Here is a 17941-nt window from a genome sequence, read left to right on the forward strand (position 1 = left end):
GCGGGGGGCGACGCTCCCGCACGCCCTGCAGGGATGGTAAGCCGGGCAGCTCAGCGATAGAACGGCTCGACCTTGCCTTTCAGCTTGATCATCAGCGGGTTGCCCCTGCGGTCCAGGGTCTTGCCGGCCGGCACGCGGATCCAGCCTTCGCTGATGCAGTACTCCTCGACGTCGTTGCGCTCCTTGCCGTTGAAGCGGATGCCGATGTCGTGCTCGAACACGGCCGGCACGTGGTAGGGGCTCTTCGGGTCGATCGACAGGCGGTCGGGCAGCGGGGGAAGGTCTTTCGGTTCGGACATGGCACTGAGGCACCCGGGCGGCGCCAAACGGGGTGAACGGGAACGGCCCGCATTGTCCCGCAGGTGCGCCGGCGGGGCCAGGCGCCGCCTGGCCGGCACGCCGGTTGCCGCCTTCGTGGATCGATGCCGCGGCCCCGCTGCGGCCGGCCCTGTTCCACCACACGGAGACCCTGCATGGCTGTGCACCTCAAACCCCTGCATGAACAGACCCTCGTCATCACCGGCGCGTCCAGCGGCATCGGGCTGGCGACCGCGCTGATGGCCGCGCGACGCGGCGCGACGGTGCTGCTGGTCGCGCGCGACGAGCCCGTGCTGGAACAGGTGACGCGGCAGATCGTCGCCGAGGGGGGACAGGCGATGTACGTCGTGGCGGACGTGGGGCGGCGCGAGGACCTGCAGCTGGCGGCCGACACCGCGATCGAGCACTTCGGCGGCTTCGACACCTGGGTCAACAATGCGGGTGTGGCGATCTGGGGCCGGCTGGAGGACGTGCGCGAGCGCGACCACCAGCGCCTGTTCGAGACCAACTTCTGGGGCGTCGTGAACGGCTCGCTGATCGCGGCAGCCCACCTGCGCCGGCACGGCAGCGCGATCGTCAACCTGGGCAGCCTCACCTCCGACCGCGCCCTGCCGCTGCAGGGCATGTACAGCGCGAGCAAGCACGCCGTCAAAGGCTTCACCGACGCCCTGCGCATGGAGCTGGAGGAAGAAGGCGCGCCGATCTCGGTGACGCTGGTCAAGCCGGCCGGCATCGGGACGCCCTTCACCGAGCACGCCAAGAACTACACCGAACACGAGCCGCGCCTGCCGCCACCGGTCTACCGGCCCGAAGATGTCGCACGGGCCATCCTGCATGCGGCCGGGCACCCGCTGCGCGACATCTTCGTCGGCAGCAGCAGCAAGCTGATGAGTGCCGCGGCCGCGCATGCGCCGCGCTGCCTGGACCGCTTCAGCGAGCGTACCCTGTTCGACGCCCAGCTGCGCGACGGGCCGCCGCAGCCGCCGAGCGACAACCTGTACGAGCCGGCGGGCAACGGCCGCGTGCATGGACGGCATCCCGGCCAGGTGGTGCGCCCGAGCCTGTACACCCACGTGGTGCTGCACCCGCGCGCGACGGCGCTGATGGCCACCGTGTTCGGGCTGGCCGCGGCCTGCGCGCTGGGCGGGCGCAGCCTGCGGCGCTGAGCGGCATGCGGCTCAGAGGTCGGCGGCGCGGTCGGTCTGCGTCGCCATGTCCCGGGCCGGCTCGCCCTGCGCATGCAGGTCGGCCTGGAAGCCCAGCATCTCGCGACCCAGCGCGGCGCGCTGGTCTTCGTCCAGCAGCTTGCGCACCTGCGGGAAGAGATGCTCCTCTTCTTCCTCGTGGTGGTGCTCGGTCTGTTCCTTGAGCACCTTGAACTTGGCCTCGAAGGCCGCGTCGCCCGGGCTCATCTGCATCAGGTCGGCGAGCAGGCGCTTGAGCGACAGGTGTTCCTCCAGCGATTCCAGCAGCACGTCCTCGGTGCGCCGCGCCTTCACGGCGGGATAGAACACCTGCTCCTCCGAGGCGACGTGGGCGCCCAGGTGGTCGGCCACCTCCTGGAAGCGCTTGTGCAGCGTGCGCAAGGCGGTGTCCTGCAGCACGAGCGCCATGCGCTCCTCGATCTCGCGGTGTTGTCGGGTCAGCAGTTCGATGGCATCCATGTCCGGGCTTCCTGTGGGGTGATGCGGCAACCCAGCAGGCAGCGTGCCCGGTGCCCTTGGTGCGAAGATTCGGCTTCCCATGACCCTGCTGACCCGCCTCCACCACCGGCGCCTGCGCGAGATCTACCGCAGTGCCGGCTGGCCCTGCTGCGACGCGATCGAGATCGAGCTGCTCGCCGCCGGCCTGGTCGAGCGCGTGCCCGCGCCGGACGGGCGCGAGAGCCTGCGCGTGACCGCCGCCGGCATCGAGCTGCTGGCGCAGGCGCTGCAGCGCCACCGCGCCGCGCTGGGCCGGCACGAGCGGCTCGTCGAGCGCGTCGCCCACGAGCAGGTGCGCCTGGGGCGGCTGGCCTGGCGCGGCCTCGGCCTGCGCGCACGCATCGTCGTCGGTGCGGCCCCGGCGCTGGAGCCGCTGCCGCTGCTGCCGGACCTGGAGGCGCCCGCCCCGGCACCGGCCGGCCGCTGGTGCGTCGCGCGGCCGGACGTCTATTCGGTGCGTCACACCAGCGTCGAGGCCTACCTGCAACCCGTGGTGCACGAGATCAAGGTCAGCCGCGCCGACCTGCTGAGCGACATGCGCAACGAGGTCAAGCGCGCCGCCTACCTGGCGCTGGCCGGCGAGTGCTACTACGTGCTCGCTGCCGGCATTGCCGAGCCCGAGGAGATCCCGGCCGAGTTCGGCGTGATCGTCGCGCACGGCGAGCACTTCGACGGGCCGCTCGAGCTGCTGCGCCCGGCGCCGCGGCGCGCGCCGTTCCCGGACGGGCGCCTGCCGTTCGGCGTGTGGATGGCGCTGGCGCGCGCGGTGCCGGTCGAGCCGCCGCCGGAGGACCCGCAGGCGCGCTGGTGAGCGGGCGTGCTCAGCCCTTGACGCACACCACCTGCCGGAGCGTGTGCACCACCTCGACCAGGTCGCGCTGCGCCTGCATCACCGCGTCGATGTCCTTGTAGGCCATCGGCGTCTCGTCGATCACGTCCTTGTCCTTGCGGCATTCGATGCCGGCGGTGGCGGCGCGGTGGTCGGCCAGCGTGTAGCGGCGCTTCGCCTCGGTGCGGCTCATCACGCGGCCGGCGCCGTGCGAGCAGGACTCGAAGCTCTCCGGGTGGCCCCGCCCGCGCACGATGTAGCTGCGCGCACCCATGCTGCCCGGGATGATGCCCAGCTCGCCGCGCCGCGCGCTGACGGCGCCCTTGCGCGTGACGTAGACGTCCTGGCCGAAGTGGCGCTCGCGCTGCACGTAGTTGTGGTGGCAGTTCACCGCCTCCTGGTGCACCTCGAAGGGCTTGCCGATCACGCGGCGCGCGGCCTCGACCACGCGCCGCATCATCACCTCGCGGTTGAGCCGCGCATACTGCTGCGCCCAGCCGACCGCCCGCACGTAGTCGCCGAAGTAGCGCGAACCTTCCTCGAAGTAGGCCAGGTCGCGGTCGGGCAGGTTGGCCTGGTGGCGGCGTGCGTCCTCGCGCGCCAGCTCGATGAACATCGTGCCGATCGCGTTGCCCACGCCGCGCGAGCCGGAGTGCAGCATGAACCAGACACGCTCCTCCTCGTCGAGGCAGACTTCGATGAAGTGGTTGCCGGTGCCCAGCGTGCCGAGGTGGCGGCGGTGGTTGGTCTTCTCCAGCTTGGGGTAGTCGCGGCACAGGGCCTCGAAGCCGGGCGCGAGCCGCGCCCAGGCCGCGTCCACCTCCTGCGGCACCTCCTGCCACGCGCCGGGGTCGCGCGCGCCCGGGGCCCGCCCGTGCGGCACCGCGCGCTCGATCGCGCTGCGCAGCGGCGCGAGGTTGTCGGGCAGGTCCGCGGCGCGCAGCGTGGTGCGCGCGGCGATCATGCCGCAGCCGATGTCCACGCCGACCGCGGCCGGGATGATGGCCCTGACGGTCGGGATCACCGCGCCGACGGTGGCGCCGATGCCCACGTGAACGTCGGGCATCGCGGCGACGTGGCGGAACACCACCGGCAGCCGGGCGACGTTGGCGAGCTGGCGCTTCGCCTCGTCCTCGACCGGCACGCCGCGGGTCCACATCTTCACCGGCACGCCGCCGGGCACCTCCAGGGTCTGGAAGCTCGGGGTCATGGTCGTCGTCTCGTGCACAGCCCATGCAACGCGCCCGAATGTAGCCGGCCGGCAAGACCCTGCGGGGCGTGCCGGCAAGGCATCGGGCGCGTCAGCCGCGCTGGAACTTGAACACCGCGACGCTGGCCAGCAGGTTGGGCCGGAAGCGCACCACGCGGCCGCGCTGGATGCCGAAAGCGTCGAGCACCTGCAGGCCGTTCTTGCGCGCCAGCACCTCGAAGTCGGCGTAGGTGCCGACGCGGATGTTGGGCGTGTCGTACCACTCGTAGGGCAGCGCGCGGGTGACCGGCATGCGCCCGCCCATCACGCGCAGGCGGTTGGGCCAGTGCGCGAAGTTGGGGAAGCTGACGATGCCGATGCGCCCGACGCGCGCGGTCTCGCGCAGCATCGACTCGGTGTTGCGCAGGTGTTGCAGCGTCTCCAGCTGCAGCACCACGTCGAAGCTCTGGTCGGCGAAGATCGACAGGCCTTCTTCCAGGTTCAGCTGGATCACGTTGACGCCGCGCTCGACGCAGGCCAGCACGTTGGCGTCGTCGATCTCGATGCCGTAGCCGGTGCAGCCCTTGTGGTCGCGCAGGTAGGCCAGCAGCTCGCCGCGCCCGCAGCCCAGGTCCAGCACGCGCGAGCCCGCGGGCACGAGCTCGGCGATCAGCTCCATGTCCTTGCGTTCGCTCATGCGGCGGCTCCCGGCAGTTCCTGGGCGATGCGGTCGAAATAGGCGCGCACCACGGCGTGGTAGCGCGGGTCGTCGAGCAGGAAGGCGTCGTGGCCGTGCGGCGCGTCGATCTCGGCATAGGTGACGTCGCGCCGGTTGTCCAGCAGCGCCTTGACGATCTCGCGCGAGCGTGCCGGCGAGAAGCGCCAGTCGGTGGTGAAGCTGATGACGAGGAATTTCGCCCGGGCCACGGCCATCGCGCGCGCCAGGTCGCCGCCGTGCTCGCCGGCCGGGTCGAAGTAGTCCAGCGCGCGGGTGATCAGCAGGTAGGTGTTGGCGTCGAAGTAGTCGCTGAACTTGTCGGCCTGGTGGCGCAGGTAGCTCTCGATCTGGAACTCGATCTCCTGCGTGCTGTAGCCCAGCTCGGACGCGCGCAGCTCGCGGCCGAACTTCTCCTCCATCACGTCGTCGCTGAGGTAGGTGATGTGGCCGATCATGCGCGCCACGCGCAGCCCGCGCTTGGGCACCACGCCGTGCGCGTAGTAGTGGCCGCCGTGGAAGTCCGGGTCCGTGACGATGGCGCGGCGCGCCACCTCGTTGAAGGCGATGTTCTGCGCCGACAGGTTGGGCGCGGTGGCGATCGCGACGCAGTGGCGCATGCGCTCGGGGAACTGCAGCGTCCAGCTCAGCGCCTGCATGCCGCCCAGGCTGCCACCGATCACCGCGGCGAGCCGCTCGATGCCGAGGCGGTCCAGCAGGCGCGACTGGGCCAGCACCCAGTCCTCGACGGTGACCACCGGGAAGTCGGCCCCGTAGGGCTTGCCGGTGGCCGGATTGACGTGCATGGGGCCGGTCGACCCGAAGCACGAGCCCAGGTTGTTGATGCCGATGACGAAGAACTTGTCGGTATCGAGCGGCTTGCCCGGTCCGACCAGGTTGTCCCACCAGCCTTCGCTTTTCGGCACGCCCGCGTAGGTGCCGGCGACGTGGTGCGAGGCATTGAGGGCGTGGCACACCAGCACCGCGTTGCTGCGGTCGGCGTTGAGCGTGCCGTAGGTCTCGTAGACCAGGGTGTAGTCGCGCAGGCTCGCACCGCTGCGCAGCGGCAGCGGCTCGTCGAAGTGCATCGACTGGGGTGTGACGTGGCCGATGGATGTCATGACTGCAAAACAAAACCCGGCGCCACTGAAGGTGAGGCCGGGTTCTGCTTGCCCCCCTTTAGCTGCATTTGTTGAGCGCCCGCAAGCCGGAACAAATCGGCGCTGAAGCCGGCAGTATAGCCGCGTGCGGCTGAAAGGACGTTCAGCCTTGCCGCGACGGGTCGCCGTGGCACTTCTTGTACTTCTTGCCGCTGCCGCACGGGCAGGGGTCGTTGCGACCCGGCTCGGGGGCCTTGCGCACCGTGGCCACCGGGCGGCGCGAGGCGCGGTCGCGCCAGAAGTCGCGCAGGTCGTAGACCGCCCACAGCGCGTCGGCCAGGCGCTCGTCGCGGCTCATCTCGCGCACCTCGGGCGGCAGCTCGGCGTCCTCGCTGGCCAGCACCTCGAAGGTCTGCAGGCAGGCGTCGACGAACTCGTTGCCCTCGTCGTCGGCCGGCAGCAGCCACTCGTCCTCGCAGGCATCCACCGCCTGCAGGAAGCCGCTGGCCCACACCGCGCCCAGGCCGGGCACCTCGCCCAGGCTGGCGCGTTCTGCCTCGGGCATCTGCTCGAGCACGGACTGCCAGTCGGTCAGCAGCGGGTTGAGCGCGCGCTCGTCGTCCAGGCGCTGCACCGGCGCGTCGACCGCGCGCAGCACGTCCTGCCAGCGTCGCTCGACCAGGCCCATCACGGTGTCGCGCTGGGCGTCGTCGGCGAACGGCAGCGGCGCGCCCAGCACCTGCGGCAGGGCTTCGGCCGGCGGACGCGGGCGCGGGCCGCAGGCGATGGCAGCCAGCAGGCCGTCGAGCTGTTCGAGGTCGGGAACCGCCTCGCTGCGCTCGGCCAGTTCGGCCAGCAGCGCCTCGAGCTGGTCCAGCTCGTCGTCGGAAAGGGGGGTGACGTCAGGTTTCATGGGCATGTCCGGGAGCGATCCCGGATTGTCTCAGCATGGCGGCCGGCCTCGCGGAACGTGCCGCAAAGGCCCGCCTCGGCGCGTGCCCGGCCCATGGACGGGCGGCGTGCGCTCAGTCCTGCGGCGGCTGGGTGTCGACGAAGCTCGGCCGCTGCGCCAGCTTGTCGTACAGCTTGGCGAGGTTGGGATGATCGCGGCGCCAGTCGATCGCCGGGAAGCGGTAGTCCAGGTAGCCCAGCGCGCAACCGACCGCGATGTCGGCCAGCGTGAAGTGAATGCCCGCACACCAGGTGCGCTCGCCCAGGCCGAGGCTCATCGCCTTGACCCCGGCGTGGATCTTCTGCATCTGGCGCTCGACCCAGGCCTCGCAGCGCTGCGCGTCGCTGCGGCCGGGCCAGGTGCGTTCCAGGCGGGCCAGCACGGCCGCATCGAGCACGCCGTCGGCCAGCGCTTCCCAGGTACGCACCTCGACGCGCTCGCGGCCGCTGGCGGGAATCAGGCGCTGCACCGGCGACAGGGTGTCGACGTACTCGACGATGACGCGCGAATCGAACACCGCCTCGCCGCCTTCCATCACGAGGCAGGGGACCTTGCCCAGGGGGTTGGCGTCGCCGATGCGGGAATCGGGAGCCCAGACGTTCTCGAGTTCGAACTTGTAATCCAGCCTCTTCTCTGCCATCACGATGCGCACCTTGCGCACGTAGGGGCTGGTCAGCGATCCGATCAGTTTCATGGTGTCACAGCGAAGGTGTGGGGCCGATTCTAGGGGTTGTCGCCAGGGGGCACCGGGGCCCGATCCAGGGGGGAGAGCACCCGCGCACGCCCTGCGTCAGGCCGTGCCATCCCGGGCCGGTCCCTGCCCAGGACCTAAAATCTGCGTCTCTTTGCCCCTCAACCGTCCGGCCGCCCGGCCGGTATCGCCATGATGGATTTCTCCCCCCTCACCGCGCTGTCGCCGCTCGACGGCCGCTATGCCGCCAAGGTCGCGGCGCTTCGTCCGCTGCTGAGCGAATTCGGCCTCATGCATCGCCGCGTGCAGGTCGAGGTCGAGTGGTTCATCGCGCTGTCCGACGCCGGCTTCGCCGAGTTCAAGCCGCTGTCCGAGGCCTCGCGCCAGTACCTGCGCGCGCTGGTGAGCAACTTCTCCGCCGCCGACGCGCAGGCGATCAAGGACATCGAGAAGACCACCAACCACGACGTCAAGGCGGTCGAGTACTGGATCAAGTCGCGCTTCGAAGGCCACCCCGAGCTGCAGGCCGCCGGCGAGTTCGTGCACTTCGCCTGCACCAGCGAGGACATCAACAACACCTCGCATGCGCTGATGCTCAAGGCCGCGCGCGAGACCGTGCTGTTGCCGGCCCTCGACCGCCTGGTTGCCAAGCTCACCGCGATGGCGCACGAGCTGGCCGCGATCCCGATGCTCAGCCGCACCCACGGCCAGACCGCCAGCCCCACCACCGTCGGCAAGGAAATCGCCAACGTCGTGGCGCGCCTGCGCACCGCGCGAGAGCGCATTGCGGGCGTGGCCCTGCTGGCCAAGATGAACGGCGCGGTGGGCAACTACAACGCGCACCTGGCGGCCTGGCCCGAGTTCGACTGGGAGGCCTTCTCGCGCCGCGTGGTCGAGCAGCAGCTGGGCCTGACCTTCAACCCGTACACGATCCAGATCGAGCCGCACGACTACATGGCCGAGCTGTTCGACGCGGTCACGCGCGCCAACACCATCCTGATCGACTGGTCGCGCGACGTGTGGGGCTACATCAGCCTGGGCTACTTCAAGCAGCGCACCAAGGCCGGCGAGATCGGCTCGTCGACCATGCCGCACAAGGTCAACCCGATCGACTTCGAGAACGCCGAAGGCAACTTCGGCCTGGCCAACGCGGTGCTGACCCACCTGTCGCAGAAGCTGCCGATCAGCCGCTGGCAGCGCGACCTGACCGACTCCACCGTGCTGCGCAACATGGGCGTGGCGCTGGGCTACGCGGTGCTGGGCTACGACTCGCTCTCGCGCGGCCTGGACAAGCTGGAGGTCAACGAGGCCGCGCTGGCCGCGGACCTGGAGGCGGCCTGGGAAGTGCTGGCCGAACCCATCCAGACCGTGATGCGCCGCTACGGCCTGCCCAACCCGTACGAGCGCCTGAAGGAGCTCACGCGCGGCAAGGCCATCACGCGCGAGGCGATCCAGCAGTTCATCCAGACGCTGGAGCTGCCGCAGCACGAGAAGGAGCGCCTCGCCGCGCTGACCCCGGCGAGCTACACCGGCCGCGCGGCCGAGCTGGCGCGCCGCATCGGCGGCTGAGGCCGCCGCCTCAGCGCCCGCGCTTCGGCGCGGGCGGCGGCGCCGGCACCGGGTCCAGCGAATCGAGGATGGGCTGCAGCAGCGCGCGGGCGGCCTCCACCGCCGCCTGCTCGTTGCGCCGCGCGATCGCCTCGCACACCGCGACGTGGGCGGGGTAGTCCGGCTCGGGCAGGCCCTTGAGCTCCAGCGTCGCGCGCACGGTGGAGCGCACCGCGCGCTCGAAGAACTGGTAGAGCTTGGCCAGCGCCGCGTTGTGCGCGGCGGCGACCACCGCGCGGTGGAAGGCCAGGTCGTGCTCGACGAACACGCTGGGCCGGCGCCGGTTCAGGCGCTCGCCGCGCAGCAGCAGCGCGGCGCGGATCGCCTCCAGGTCTTCCGGCGTGCGCCGGCGCGCGGCCAGGCGTGCCGCTTCCACCTCCAGCATCGCGCGCACCTCCAGGTGCTCGCGCAGCGTCGCGCGGCTGAGCTCGTGTGGCACGTCGCTCGCGTCCACCGCCGAGCGCACGTAGGTGCCGTCGCCCTGGCGCACCTCCAGCACCCCGCTGTAGGCCAGCACGCGCACCGCCTCGCGCACCGTGTTGCGGCCCACGTCCAGCTGTGCGGCCAGCTCGGTCTCCACGGGAATGCGCGCGCCGACGCGCCACTCGCCGCGCTCCAGGCGCTCGCGCATCTTCTCGACCGCGACGTCGACCAGCGAACGCCGCGTCGGAGCCGAAGCGGAAACGGGGTTCATCGGACGGGTCATCGTGAGGCAGTCGAATTGATCGGATGATTCTAGGGCCCCCCTGCGTACGGCGAGCTGAATGCCGGCTCAATAGAATGCCGGGATGGACTTCATCGACATGCTGCGCCAGGCCGAGCGCCTGAACGATTCCCTGCTGTGCGTGGGCCTGGACCCAGAGCCGGCGCGTTTCCCCGGCGCCTGGAAGGACGATCCGGCGCGCATCTTCGACTTCTGCACCGCGATCGTCGATGCCACCCGGGACCTGGTGATCGCGTTCAAGCCGCAGATCGCCTACTTCGCCGCCCACGGGGCCGAGGCGCAGCTCGAGAAGCTGATGGCGCACATCCGCGCGGTCGCGCCCAAGGTGCCGGTGATCCTGGATGCCAAGCGCGGCGACATCGGCTCCACCGCCGAGCAGTACGCCAGGGAGGCGTTCGTGCGCTACGGCGCCGACGCGGTGACGCTGTCGCCCTTCATGGGCTTCGACTCGGTCGAGCCCTACCTGCGCTACCCCGGCAAGGGGGCCATCCTGCTGTGCCGCACCTCCAACCCGGGCGGCTCGGACCTGCAGAACCGGCGCCTGGCCGACGTCGAGGGCCAGCCGCGCGTCTACGAGCACCTGGCCGCCCTCGCGCAGGGGCCGTGGAACACCAACGGCCAGCTGGGCCTGGTGGTCGGCGCGACCTATCCGGACGAGATTGCCCGCGTGCGCGAGCTGGCGCCCACCGTGCCGCTGCTGATCCCCGGCGTGGGCGCGCAGGGCGGCGACGCGCGCGCGACGGTGCGCGCCGGCTACCGCTGCGCGGCCGACGGCACGCCCACGGGCCTGGTGATCGTCAACTCCTCGCGCGCGGTGCTCTATGCCGGCAGCGGCGCGGACTTCGCCGCGGCAGCGCGCCAGGCGGCGCAGGCCACGCGCGACGAGCTCAACGCCGCGCGGCGCGGCTGACGCCGGGGTCAGAGCAGCAGGGCCTTGACCAGGTCCAGCTGGCGGCGCGGCGGGCCGGCTTCGAGCTGCAGGCTGGCTTCGACGCGCTGCAGGTGCTCCAGCATGCAGCGCACCGCGGCGTCGGCGTCGCCGCTGCGGCACACGCGCAGGAACTCGGCGTGCTCGTCCGACGAGCAGTGCGGGTCGTTGGTGGACTGGTAGAGCATCGCGATCAGCGAACTGCGCGCGACCAGCTCGCGCACCAGTTCGCTCAGCACCTTGTGCCCGGTCAGCTCGGCCAGCACCACATGGAAGTCGCCGAGCAGCTTCTCCTGCACCGTGCCCGCGGCGGGCGACTGCAGCGTCGAGCGCTCGAAGCGGATGTGCTGCTCCAGCACGTCGTAGTCGCGCGCGGTGGCGCGGGCGACGAACAGCCGCACCACCTCGCTTTCCAGCACGCGGCGCACCGAGAACACCTCGCGCGCTTCCTGCACGCTGGGCTGGCTGACGAAGGTGCCCTTGTCGGGGATGGTCTCGACCAGCTTGTCCTTGGCCAGCATCAGCAGCGCGGCGCGCACCTTGGTGCGGCTGACCGCGTAGACGCGCCCGAGCGCCTCCTCGCGCAGCCAGGTGCCGGGTGGCAGGCGCTTCTCGACGATGGCCGCGGCAATGTCCTGCGCGATGCGCTCGACCGAGGCGCCCTGGGCTCCCTGCGCGCCTGCGGCGGGCGCAGGGGCAGGCGCGGTGCTCTTCTTGCGTGGCATGCCGGCATTCTAGGCAGTGCCACCGGCCACCCCGGCCTGCCTCGCGCCGCTCAGCCGGCGCGCGTGACGCCCTGCACGCCCACCGGCGCGGCCGGCGGGGCGTCGTCCAGGAAGCGGCGCGCGGGCGCCCAGTGCTTCATCAGCAGGTAGTAGGTCAGCCCGGCCGGGATCAGGCTGGCGTACCAGGAGACCGCCGAGAACGACAGCGCCACCGCCGCACCGACCACCGAGGCGACGATGCCCGCCCAGTTCACGCCGCGGTACGGGCCCTGCTCGTCGTAGAAGCGCTCCACCTGCAGCGTGCGGCGGCGCAGGATGTAGTAGTCGACCACCAGCACCGCGAAGATCGGGCCGAGGAAGGCCGAATAGGTCTGCACGAAGATCTGCAGCCCGACGGCCGATTCGTCCTTCACCAGCACCCAGGGGAAGGTGCAGAAGGCCAGCAGGCCGACCAGCACCGCCGAGGCCTTGAACGGCAGCTTGAACACGTCCATCAGCACGTAGGCCGGCGGCACCACGTTGTTCAGCACGTTGGTGGTGACCTGCGCGAAGGCGATGAACAGCAGCGTGATGACCAGCAGCGGCTTGTTGTCCACCGCGTTGGAGAACACCGCGATCGGGTCGGCGGTGCCGGTGGCGCCCGAGACCATCAGCCCGATCAGGCCCATGAACACGGTGGCCGGCAGGATCGACATCGCGTAGATGGTCGTCAGCGGCCCGGGACGCACGCCATGCTTCAGTTCGCGAGAGTAGTCGCTGACGTTGAGCATCATCGTGCTGTAGATGCCGAGGAACAGCATCGTCGCGCCCCAGAACGGCAGGCCCCAGCTGCCCTCGATCTGGGTGACCTTCTCGTCGATCGTGACACCGTACTTGTCGATCACCGACCAGAACATGTAGACCAGCGAGGCGACGATGAAGGCGCTGCCGATGTTCTCCAGCCACTTGATGCCCTTGAAGCCGTAGACCGACAGGGCGATCTGGATGAACTGGAAGATGATGAACCAGGCCACCAGGTTGTCGAAGCCGAACAGCGTGGCCGACACCGCGTTGAGCGCGCCGGCGCCGATCCAGCTCTGGAAGCCGTACCACACCACCGCCGGCACCGCGCGCACCAGGCCCGGGAAGCGCGTGCCGGCGAAGCCGAAGGCGCTGCGCGCCTGCACCATGAACGGGATGCCGTACTTGTGGCCGGCCGCGCCGTTGATGGTCAGCGCCACGCCGATCACGAAGCAGCCGATCGCGATCGCGATGATGGCCTGCAGCATGTTGAGCTGCCCGACCAGGCTGGAGCCCATCGCGAAGGTGCCGATGGACACGCATCCGCCCAGCCAGGCCATCAGGTAGGACCAGGGGTCCATGATGCGGGTGTGTTGCGGCGTCAGCGATTCCTCGCCCGCGGCCTTGGTCTGTGGTGCTTCTGCGCCTTGCATGCTTGTCTCCTCTCGTCGTGATGGGCCCGGTGCGTCGCCGGGCAGGTGTGCACTGCGGCGCCGGTGCGCCGGCCGCGGGCTCAGGTCCCGAGGTGGGCGTACCGGCCGATGAACGGCTTGGGCCGCGGGAAGTCCAGGTCGCCGTGCTTGCTGGTCTGCAGGCCCAGCCCGACCAGGCCCTCGGCCAGCTTGACCGCCGCGGTCACGCCCTCGACCACCGGCAGTCCGACGGTCTCGCTGATCTGCGCGCGCATGTGCGCCATGCCGCCGCAGCCGAGCACGATCGCGCCGATGCCGTCCTCGGCCTTGGCGCGCAGGCACTCCTCGACGATGCGCTGCACCGCCGCGTCGGGGTCGCGCTCCAGGTCCAGCACCGGCACCTCGGCGGCGCGCACGCGGCGGCAGTGGTGCGCGAAGCCGTAGGACTGCAGCAGGTGCTCGGCGATGATCCCGGTACGCGCCAGCGTCGTGACCACCGAGAAGCGCGTGGCGATCATCGTGGCGACGTGGAAGGCGGCCTCGGCGATGCCGATCACCGGCGCGCGGGTCAGCTCGCGCGCGGCGGCCAGCCCCGGGTCGCCGAAGCAGGCGATCACGTAGGCATCGATGCCGCCCTCGCGCTCGCCGGCGAGCACCGTCTCGGCCACGCCCACCGCGCTGACGGCCTCGTCGAAGTGGCCCTCGATCGACACCGGCCCGTGCTCGGGCTGGGTGGCGCTGATGCGGGTGCCGGGCGCGGCGACGCGCTGCGCGGCCTCGCCGATCGTCGCGGTCATGCTGGCGGTGGTGTTGGGGTTGATGATGCGGATGTGCATGGAGGGAACGAGGAAACGCAAGGGAGGGTGCGGCGCGGCAGGTGGCTGGATTGCACCCTTGTTTTGTATACAACTATAGGGCGCAATTGGATGCCGTCCAAGCGATGGCGGGTCGGGGTTTACCCCCGCGCGGCGCAGGCCGCGACGGGGGACGGCTCAGTTGCCGGGGTGCGGGGCCGACGCGGCGCCCAGCAGCGGCAGGCGGCGCAGGCGCTGCCCGGTCAGCGCGAACCAGGCATTGGCCAGCGCCGGGGCGACCGGCGGCGTGCCCGGCTCGCCCACCCCGCCCGGGGCGCGCTGGCTGCGCACGATGTGGGTCTCGATCACCGGCGTGTCGGCCAGCGTCAGCACCGGGTGGTCGGGGTAGTTACGTTGCTGCACGATGCCGCCGCGGATGTCGATGCGCCCGTGCAGCGCGGCGCTCAGCCCGAAGATCACGCCGCTTTCCATCTGCTGCGCGACGATGCCGGGGTTGACCACCGCGCCGCAGTCGATCGCGCAGACCACGCGGTGCACCTGCGGGCGGCCCTGCCGGGCCGAGACCTCGACCACCTCGGCCACGATGGAGCCGAAGCTCTCGTGCAGTGCGACGCCGCGCGCGCGCCCGGGCGGGGGCGGGCGGTCCCAGCCGGCGCGCTCTGCGGCCAGCCGCAGCACCGCCTGGTGGCGCGGCTTGTCGCGCAGCAGCGCCAGGCGATAGGCCACCGGGTCCTGGCGCGCCTCGAAGGCCAGCTCGTCGATGAAGGATTCGCTGAAGAAGGCGTTGTGCGAGTGGCCCACCGAGCGCCAGTAGCCGACCGGCACGCCGCTGTGCGTGGCCGCGTGCGCGATGCGCTGGTGCGGCACCTGGTAGGGCAGGTCGAACAGGCCCTCGCTGGCGGTCTTGTCGGGCAGGTCGACGGGTCCGGCGAACGCGGGCAGGCCGCGCTCCAGCCAGCGTGGCGTGATCGCGTCGCCGGCGCTGGCGATGCGCAGCGCGACCGGCAGCCCCTGCGCGTCCAGCGCCGCGCGCAGCACGGCCGCGCCGGCGGGACGGTAGAAGTCGTGCATCAGGTCTTCCTCGCGCGGCCAGATCAGCTGCACGGGCTTGCCGCCCGTCTCCATCGCGACGCGCACCGCCTGCCCCACGTGGTCGACCTCCAGCCGCCGCCCGAAGCCGCCGCCGACGAGCGTCACGTGCACCGTCACGCGCTCCGGCGGCACGCCGGCCACGCGCGCGGCGACCTGCCGCGCCAGCGTGGGCACCTGCGTCGGGGCCCACACCTCGACCTGGCCGTCCTGCACGCGCGCGGTGCAGTTGATCGGCTCCATCGTCGCGTGCGCCAGGTAGGGTGCGTGGTAGACCTGCTCGACGACGCGGGCCGCACCCTGCTCGGCGCGCGCCACGTCGCCGCGGCGGTGGAAGGCGTGGCCGCCGTCTTCGGCCAGGGCCTGGCGCGCCGCCTGCTCCAGCGCGGCGGCGATGGCGCTGCTGTCGAGCAGCCCGCGCTGCGGGTCGTGCGGCGGCGCGCGCCATTCGACCGGCATCGCGTCGACGGCCTGCAGCGCATGCCAGTAGGTGCGCGCCACCACCGCGACGCCGGCGGTGGACCCGGCGATCGGCCCCAGGCGCACGACGCGCTCGACGCCCGGGCGGCGCAGCGCCTCGTCGACGCCGATCCGGCCCGGGCTGCCGCCCAGCATCGGGCACATGCGCACGGCCGCATAGCGCATCCCGGGCAGGCGCACGTCGATGCCGTAGCGGGCGCTGCCGTCGACCTTGGCCGGCACGTCGGTGCGCGGCGCGCTGCGGCCGATCAGCCGCCAGGTCTGCGGCGGCTTGACCCGCACCTCCGAGACCGACAGGGCGGCGGCCCGGCGTGCCAGCTCGCCGAAGTGCGCGCTGGGCCCCGAGGCATGGCTGATCACGCCGTCGATGATGCGCAGCTCGTCGACGGGCAGCCGCCATTGCAGCGCGGCTGCCCCGAGCAGTTGCGCGCGCGCGGTGGCCGCGGCGGTGCGCAGCACGTCCCAGGCATCGGCCACGCTGCTGGAACCGCCGGTGACGTTGATGCCCATCTCGCGCGCCAGCTTGGTCACCATCCACTCGGTGAGTCGCACCGCGGCGCTCCCGTGGTCCGGTTCGCGCTCGGCCGGGTGGATGGGCAGGCTGCCGACGAACATCGCGACGTTGCCGTAGATGCTCTCGGGCCCGGCCGGCTCGAGCAGCACCTGGTCCAGCGGCACGTCCAGCTCCTCGGCCACCAGCATCGGCAGCGCGGTGTGCACGCCCTGGCCCATCTCGCTGCGGTGCATCGCCAGGATGACCCGGCCGCGCCGGTCGATCTTGATCCAGCCGTTCAGCCCCACCTGGCCGTCGCGCACCGGCAGGCTGTTGCGGCTGCCCAGCCGGCTGCGTGGCGGCAGCAGGCCCCAGCCGACCACCAGGGCCCCGCCGGTGCCGGCGGCGCTGAGCAGGAAGGTGCGCCGCTTCATGGCTGCCCCGGCAGGTAGCGCCGGCTGCGGCCGGGCGAGCGCAATTCGGCCGCGGCGCTCTTGATCGCGGCGCGCACGCGCGGATAGGTGCCGCAGCGGCACAGGTTGGTGATCGCCGCGTCGATCTGCGCGTCGGTCGGGTCGGGTTCGCGTGCCAGCAGGGCGGCGGCGGCCATCAGCATGCCGGACTGGCAGTAGCCGCATTGCGGCACCTGGTGTTCGATCCAGGCGCGCTGCAGCACGTGGCGCTCGGGCGGCATGCCCAGGCCCTCGATGGTGCGGACCGACCGGCCCTCGACGGCCGACACCGGCGTCACGCAGGACCGTACCGGCTGGCCGTCGACGTGCACCGTGCAGGCCCCGCAGGCGCCGATGCCGCAGCCGAACTTGGTGCCGGTCAGCTCCAGCACGTCGCGCAGCACCCACAGCAGCGGCATGGCCGGATCGACGAGGTCGTCGCGCACCCAGTGGCGTTGTCCGTTGATGTCGAGCTCCATCGGCATTGATTCTCCAGGCTTCGGGCGGCCGCTGCGCGCAGGCCGGGGGGCGATTGTCGCCCGCGATGCCCCCGGGCCGGGGTGTCGCGACCGGCCGTGCACAGAAATGCTGCACGCCCGGCGCGATTTCGGTGCACGCCACCGTGCCACCCCGTGGTCCGACATTTGCTTACAGGCCCGCCCGTTCCCTCAACACGCACTGGAGATCCCTGCATGAAGTTCTGCCATACCGTCGTGGCACGCGCTGCCGCGGCCTGCCTCGCCCTCGGCGCGTTCGGCGCACATGCGCAATCGAGCGTCCAGCTGTACGGGCTGATCGACATGTCCGTCGGCTCGTTCCAGAACAGCGGCGCCGATCGCCTCACCCGCGCCGAGAGCGGCCGCATGACCACCAGCTTCTTCGCCTTCAAGGGCACGGAAGACCTGGGCGGCGGCCTGAAGGCCATGTTCAACCTGGAGGCCTTCCTGGCGGCGGACACCGGCGCGGCGATCGGCCGCACGTTCTGGGATCGCCAGGCCAACGTCGGCCTGGGTGGCAGCTTCGGCAACGTGTTCCTCGGCCACAACACGACCTCGATGTTCGTGCAGGGCCTGATGTTCAACCCGTTCTCGAGCTCGATGACGTTCTCGCCGACGATGCGCTTCCTGTATTCGACCGCCGCGCCCTACGCGGTGTCGGCGGGCGGCACGGCCTGGACGAACTCCATCCTCTACACGACGCCGAACTTCAACGGCCTGAGCGGCACGCTGCAGGCCTCGATGAAGGAAGCCGCCGGCGGCAGCAACAGCTACGCCGCGAGCGTGCTGTATGCCGCCGGCCCGCTGGCCGCCGGCCTGGTCTACGAGAAGGAAGCCATCGGCGCGGCCGACCAGACCAACCTGCTGGTCAGCGGCAGCTACGACTTCGAGGTCGCCAAGCTGTACGCCCAGTACGGCCAGACCAAGGACGACGCGGCCGACGAGAAGTACAAGATGGTCCAGGTGGGCGCCACGGTGCCGCTGGCCGGCGGCTCGGTGCTGGCCTCCTACGGCCAGCAGAACGCCGACGAGGCCGACGTGAAGGTCAAGACCTTCTCGCTGGGCTACGACTACTTCCTGTCCAAGCGCACCGACCTGTACGCCGTGTACATGTACGACAAGGCCACCGGCCTGGACAAGGGCAACACCTTCGCGGTCGGGGTGCGTCACCGCTTCTGACGTGACCCCGTGCGGCGGCCCGGCATCCCCTGGATGCGGGCG

18 protein-coding genes are annotated in these 17941 nt (G+C 71.3%); 5 read left to right on the forward strand and 13 right to left on the reverse strand.

Annotated features, from left to right (window positions below; all coding sequences use genetic code 11):
* Nucleotides 1-50: 50 nt before the first annotated feature.
* Nucleotides 51-299 (reverse strand): DUF3297 family protein, encoded by a 249-nt coding sequence (locus IS481_RS00550; protein ID WP_104357340.1) that lies wholly within the window; start codon nucleotides 297-299, stop codon nucleotides 51-53.
* Between the two features lie 174 nt (nucleotides 300-473).
* Between IS481_RS00550 and IS481_RS00555 the strand changes: the two genes are divergently transcribed.
* A complete protein-coding gene (locus tag IS481_RS00555) occupies nucleotides 474-1484 on the forward strand; it encodes an SDR family oxidoreductase (protein ID WP_104357341.1) in 1011 nt (336 codons plus the stop codon).
* 12 nt (nucleotides 1485-1496) lie between these two features.
* Here IS481_RS00555 and IS481_RS00560 read toward each other — a convergent pair whose 3' ends face one another.
* Nucleotides 1497-1982, reverse strand: a complete 486-nt coding sequence (locus IS481_RS00560) for a hemerythrin domain-containing protein (protein WP_104357342.1) — start codon at nucleotides 1980-1982, stop codon at nucleotides 1497-1499.
* A 79-nt stretch (nucleotides 1983-2061) separates the two neighbouring features.
* On the opposite strand from IS481_RS00560, the gene IS481_RS00565 reads away from it, so the two are divergent.
* Nucleotides 2062-2832, forward strand: coding sequence for a hypothetical protein (locus IS481_RS00565; RefSeq protein ID WP_104357343.1), 771 nt, complete (start codon nucleotides 2062-2064; stop codon nucleotides 2830-2832).
* A gap of 10 nt (nucleotides 2833-2842) precedes the next feature.
* Here IS481_RS00565 and IS481_RS00570 read toward each other — a convergent pair whose 3' ends face one another.
* The 5 genes from IS481_RS00570 to IS481_RS00590 form a co-directional block, all read right to left on the reverse strand.
* Nucleotides 2843-4060: an RtcB family protein gene (locus IS481_RS00570; protein ID WP_104357344.1), complete on the reverse strand. Its 1218-nt coding sequence runs from the start codon at nucleotides 4058-4060 to the stop codon at nucleotides 2843-2845.
* A 91-nt stretch (nucleotides 4061-4151) separates the two neighbouring features.
* A complete protein-coding gene (gene metW / locus IS481_RS00575) occupies nucleotides 4152-4736 on the reverse strand; it encodes a methionine biosynthesis protein MetW (protein ID WP_104357345.1) in 585 nt (194 codons plus the stop codon).
* Nucleotides 4733-5875 (reverse strand): homoserine O-succinyltransferase MetX, encoded by a 1143-nt coding sequence (gene metX / locus IS481_RS00580; protein WP_104357346.1) that lies wholly within the window; start codon nucleotides 5873-5875, stop codon nucleotides 4733-4735. Before metX ends, metW begins: the two co-directional genes overlap by 4 nt.
* A gap of 142 nt (nucleotides 5876-6017) precedes the next feature.
* On the reverse strand, nucleotides 6018-6767 hold the full coding sequence (locus IS481_RS00585) for a YecA/YgfB family protein (protein WP_165908728.1): 750 nt from the start codon (nucleotides 6765-6767) through the stop codon (nucleotides 6018-6020).
* A gap of 112 nt (nucleotides 6768-6879) precedes the next feature.
* Entirely contained in the window at nucleotides 6880-7500 is a 621-nt protein-coding gene (locus tag IS481_RS00590) for a glutathione S-transferase N-terminal domain-containing protein (RefSeq protein WP_104357347.1), read from the reverse strand.
* A gap of 192 nt (nucleotides 7501-7692) precedes the next feature.
* On the opposite strand from IS481_RS00590, the gene purB reads away from it, so the two are divergent.
* Nucleotides 7693-9066 (forward strand): adenylosuccinate lyase, encoded by a 1374-nt coding sequence (gene purB, locus IS481_RS00595; protein ID WP_104357478.1) that lies wholly within the window; start codon nucleotides 7693-7695, stop codon nucleotides 9064-9066.
* A 10-nt stretch (nucleotides 9067-9076) separates the two neighbouring features.
* Here purB and IS481_RS00600 read toward each other — a convergent pair whose 3' ends face one another.
* Nucleotides 9077-9799: a FadR/GntR family transcriptional regulator gene (locus IS481_RS00600; RefSeq protein WP_104357348.1), complete on the reverse strand. Its 723-nt coding sequence runs from the start codon at nucleotides 9797-9799 to the stop codon at nucleotides 9077-9079.
* A gap of 94 nt (nucleotides 9800-9893) precedes the next feature.
* Between IS481_RS00600 and pyrF the strand changes: the two genes are divergently transcribed.
* Complete coding sequence (gene pyrF / locus IS481_RS00605) at nucleotides 9894-10739, forward strand: orotidine-5'-phosphate decarboxylase (protein WP_194963322.1); 846 nt, start codon at nucleotides 9894-9896, stop codon at nucleotides 10737-10739.
* An 8-nt stretch (nucleotides 10740-10747) separates the two neighbouring features.
* On the opposite strand, the gene IS481_RS00610 is transcribed toward pyrF, so the two are convergent.
* From IS481_RS00610 to IS481_RS00630, 5 genes are all read right to left on the reverse strand, one after another.
* Complete coding sequence (locus tag IS481_RS00610) at nucleotides 10748-11482, reverse strand: GntR family transcriptional regulator (protein WP_104357349.1); 735 nt, start codon at nucleotides 11480-11482, stop codon at nucleotides 10748-10750.
* Nucleotides 11483-11532: 50 nt separating this feature from the next.
* The gene (locus IS481_RS00615) at nucleotides 11533-12915 is read right to left on the reverse strand and encodes an NCS1 family transporter (RefSeq protein WP_104357350.1); all 1383 of its coding nucleotides are present in this window, start codon (nucleotides 12913-12915) and stop codon (nucleotides 11533-11535) included.
* Between the two features lie 80 nt (nucleotides 12916-12995).
* Nucleotides 12996-13730: an aspartate/glutamate racemase family protein gene (locus IS481_RS00620; RefSeq protein ID WP_104357351.1), complete on the reverse strand. Its 735-nt coding sequence runs from the start codon at nucleotides 13728-13730 to the stop codon at nucleotides 12996-12998.
* A 156-nt stretch (nucleotides 13731-13886) separates the two neighbouring features.
* Nucleotides 13887-16205, reverse strand: coding sequence for a xanthine dehydrogenase family protein molybdopterin-binding subunit (locus tag IS481_RS00625; RefSeq protein WP_104357352.1), 2319 nt, complete (start codon nucleotides 16203-16205; stop codon nucleotides 13887-13889).
* Nucleotides 16202-16702, reverse strand: a complete 501-nt coding sequence (locus IS481_RS00630) for a (2Fe-2S)-binding protein (protein ID WP_104357480.1) — start codon at nucleotides 16700-16702, stop codon at nucleotides 16202-16204. The genes IS481_RS00625 and IS481_RS00630 overlap by 4 nt, the downstream gene beginning before the upstream one ends.
* A 213-nt stretch (nucleotides 16703-16915) precedes the next feature.
* Between IS481_RS00630 and IS481_RS00635 the strand changes: the two genes are divergently transcribed.
* Nucleotides 16916-17899, forward strand: coding sequence for a porin (locus IS481_RS00635; protein WP_104357353.1), 984 nt, complete (start codon nucleotides 16916-16918; stop codon nucleotides 17897-17899).
* Nucleotides 17900-17941: the final 42 nt, after the last annotated feature.

Origin of the sequence: Caldimonas thermodepolymerans, from assembly GCF_015476235.1 — a bacterium.
Lineage (GTDB): Bacteria > Pseudomonadota > Gammaproteobacteria > Burkholderiales > Burkholderiaceae_C > Caldimonas > Caldimonas thermodepolymerans.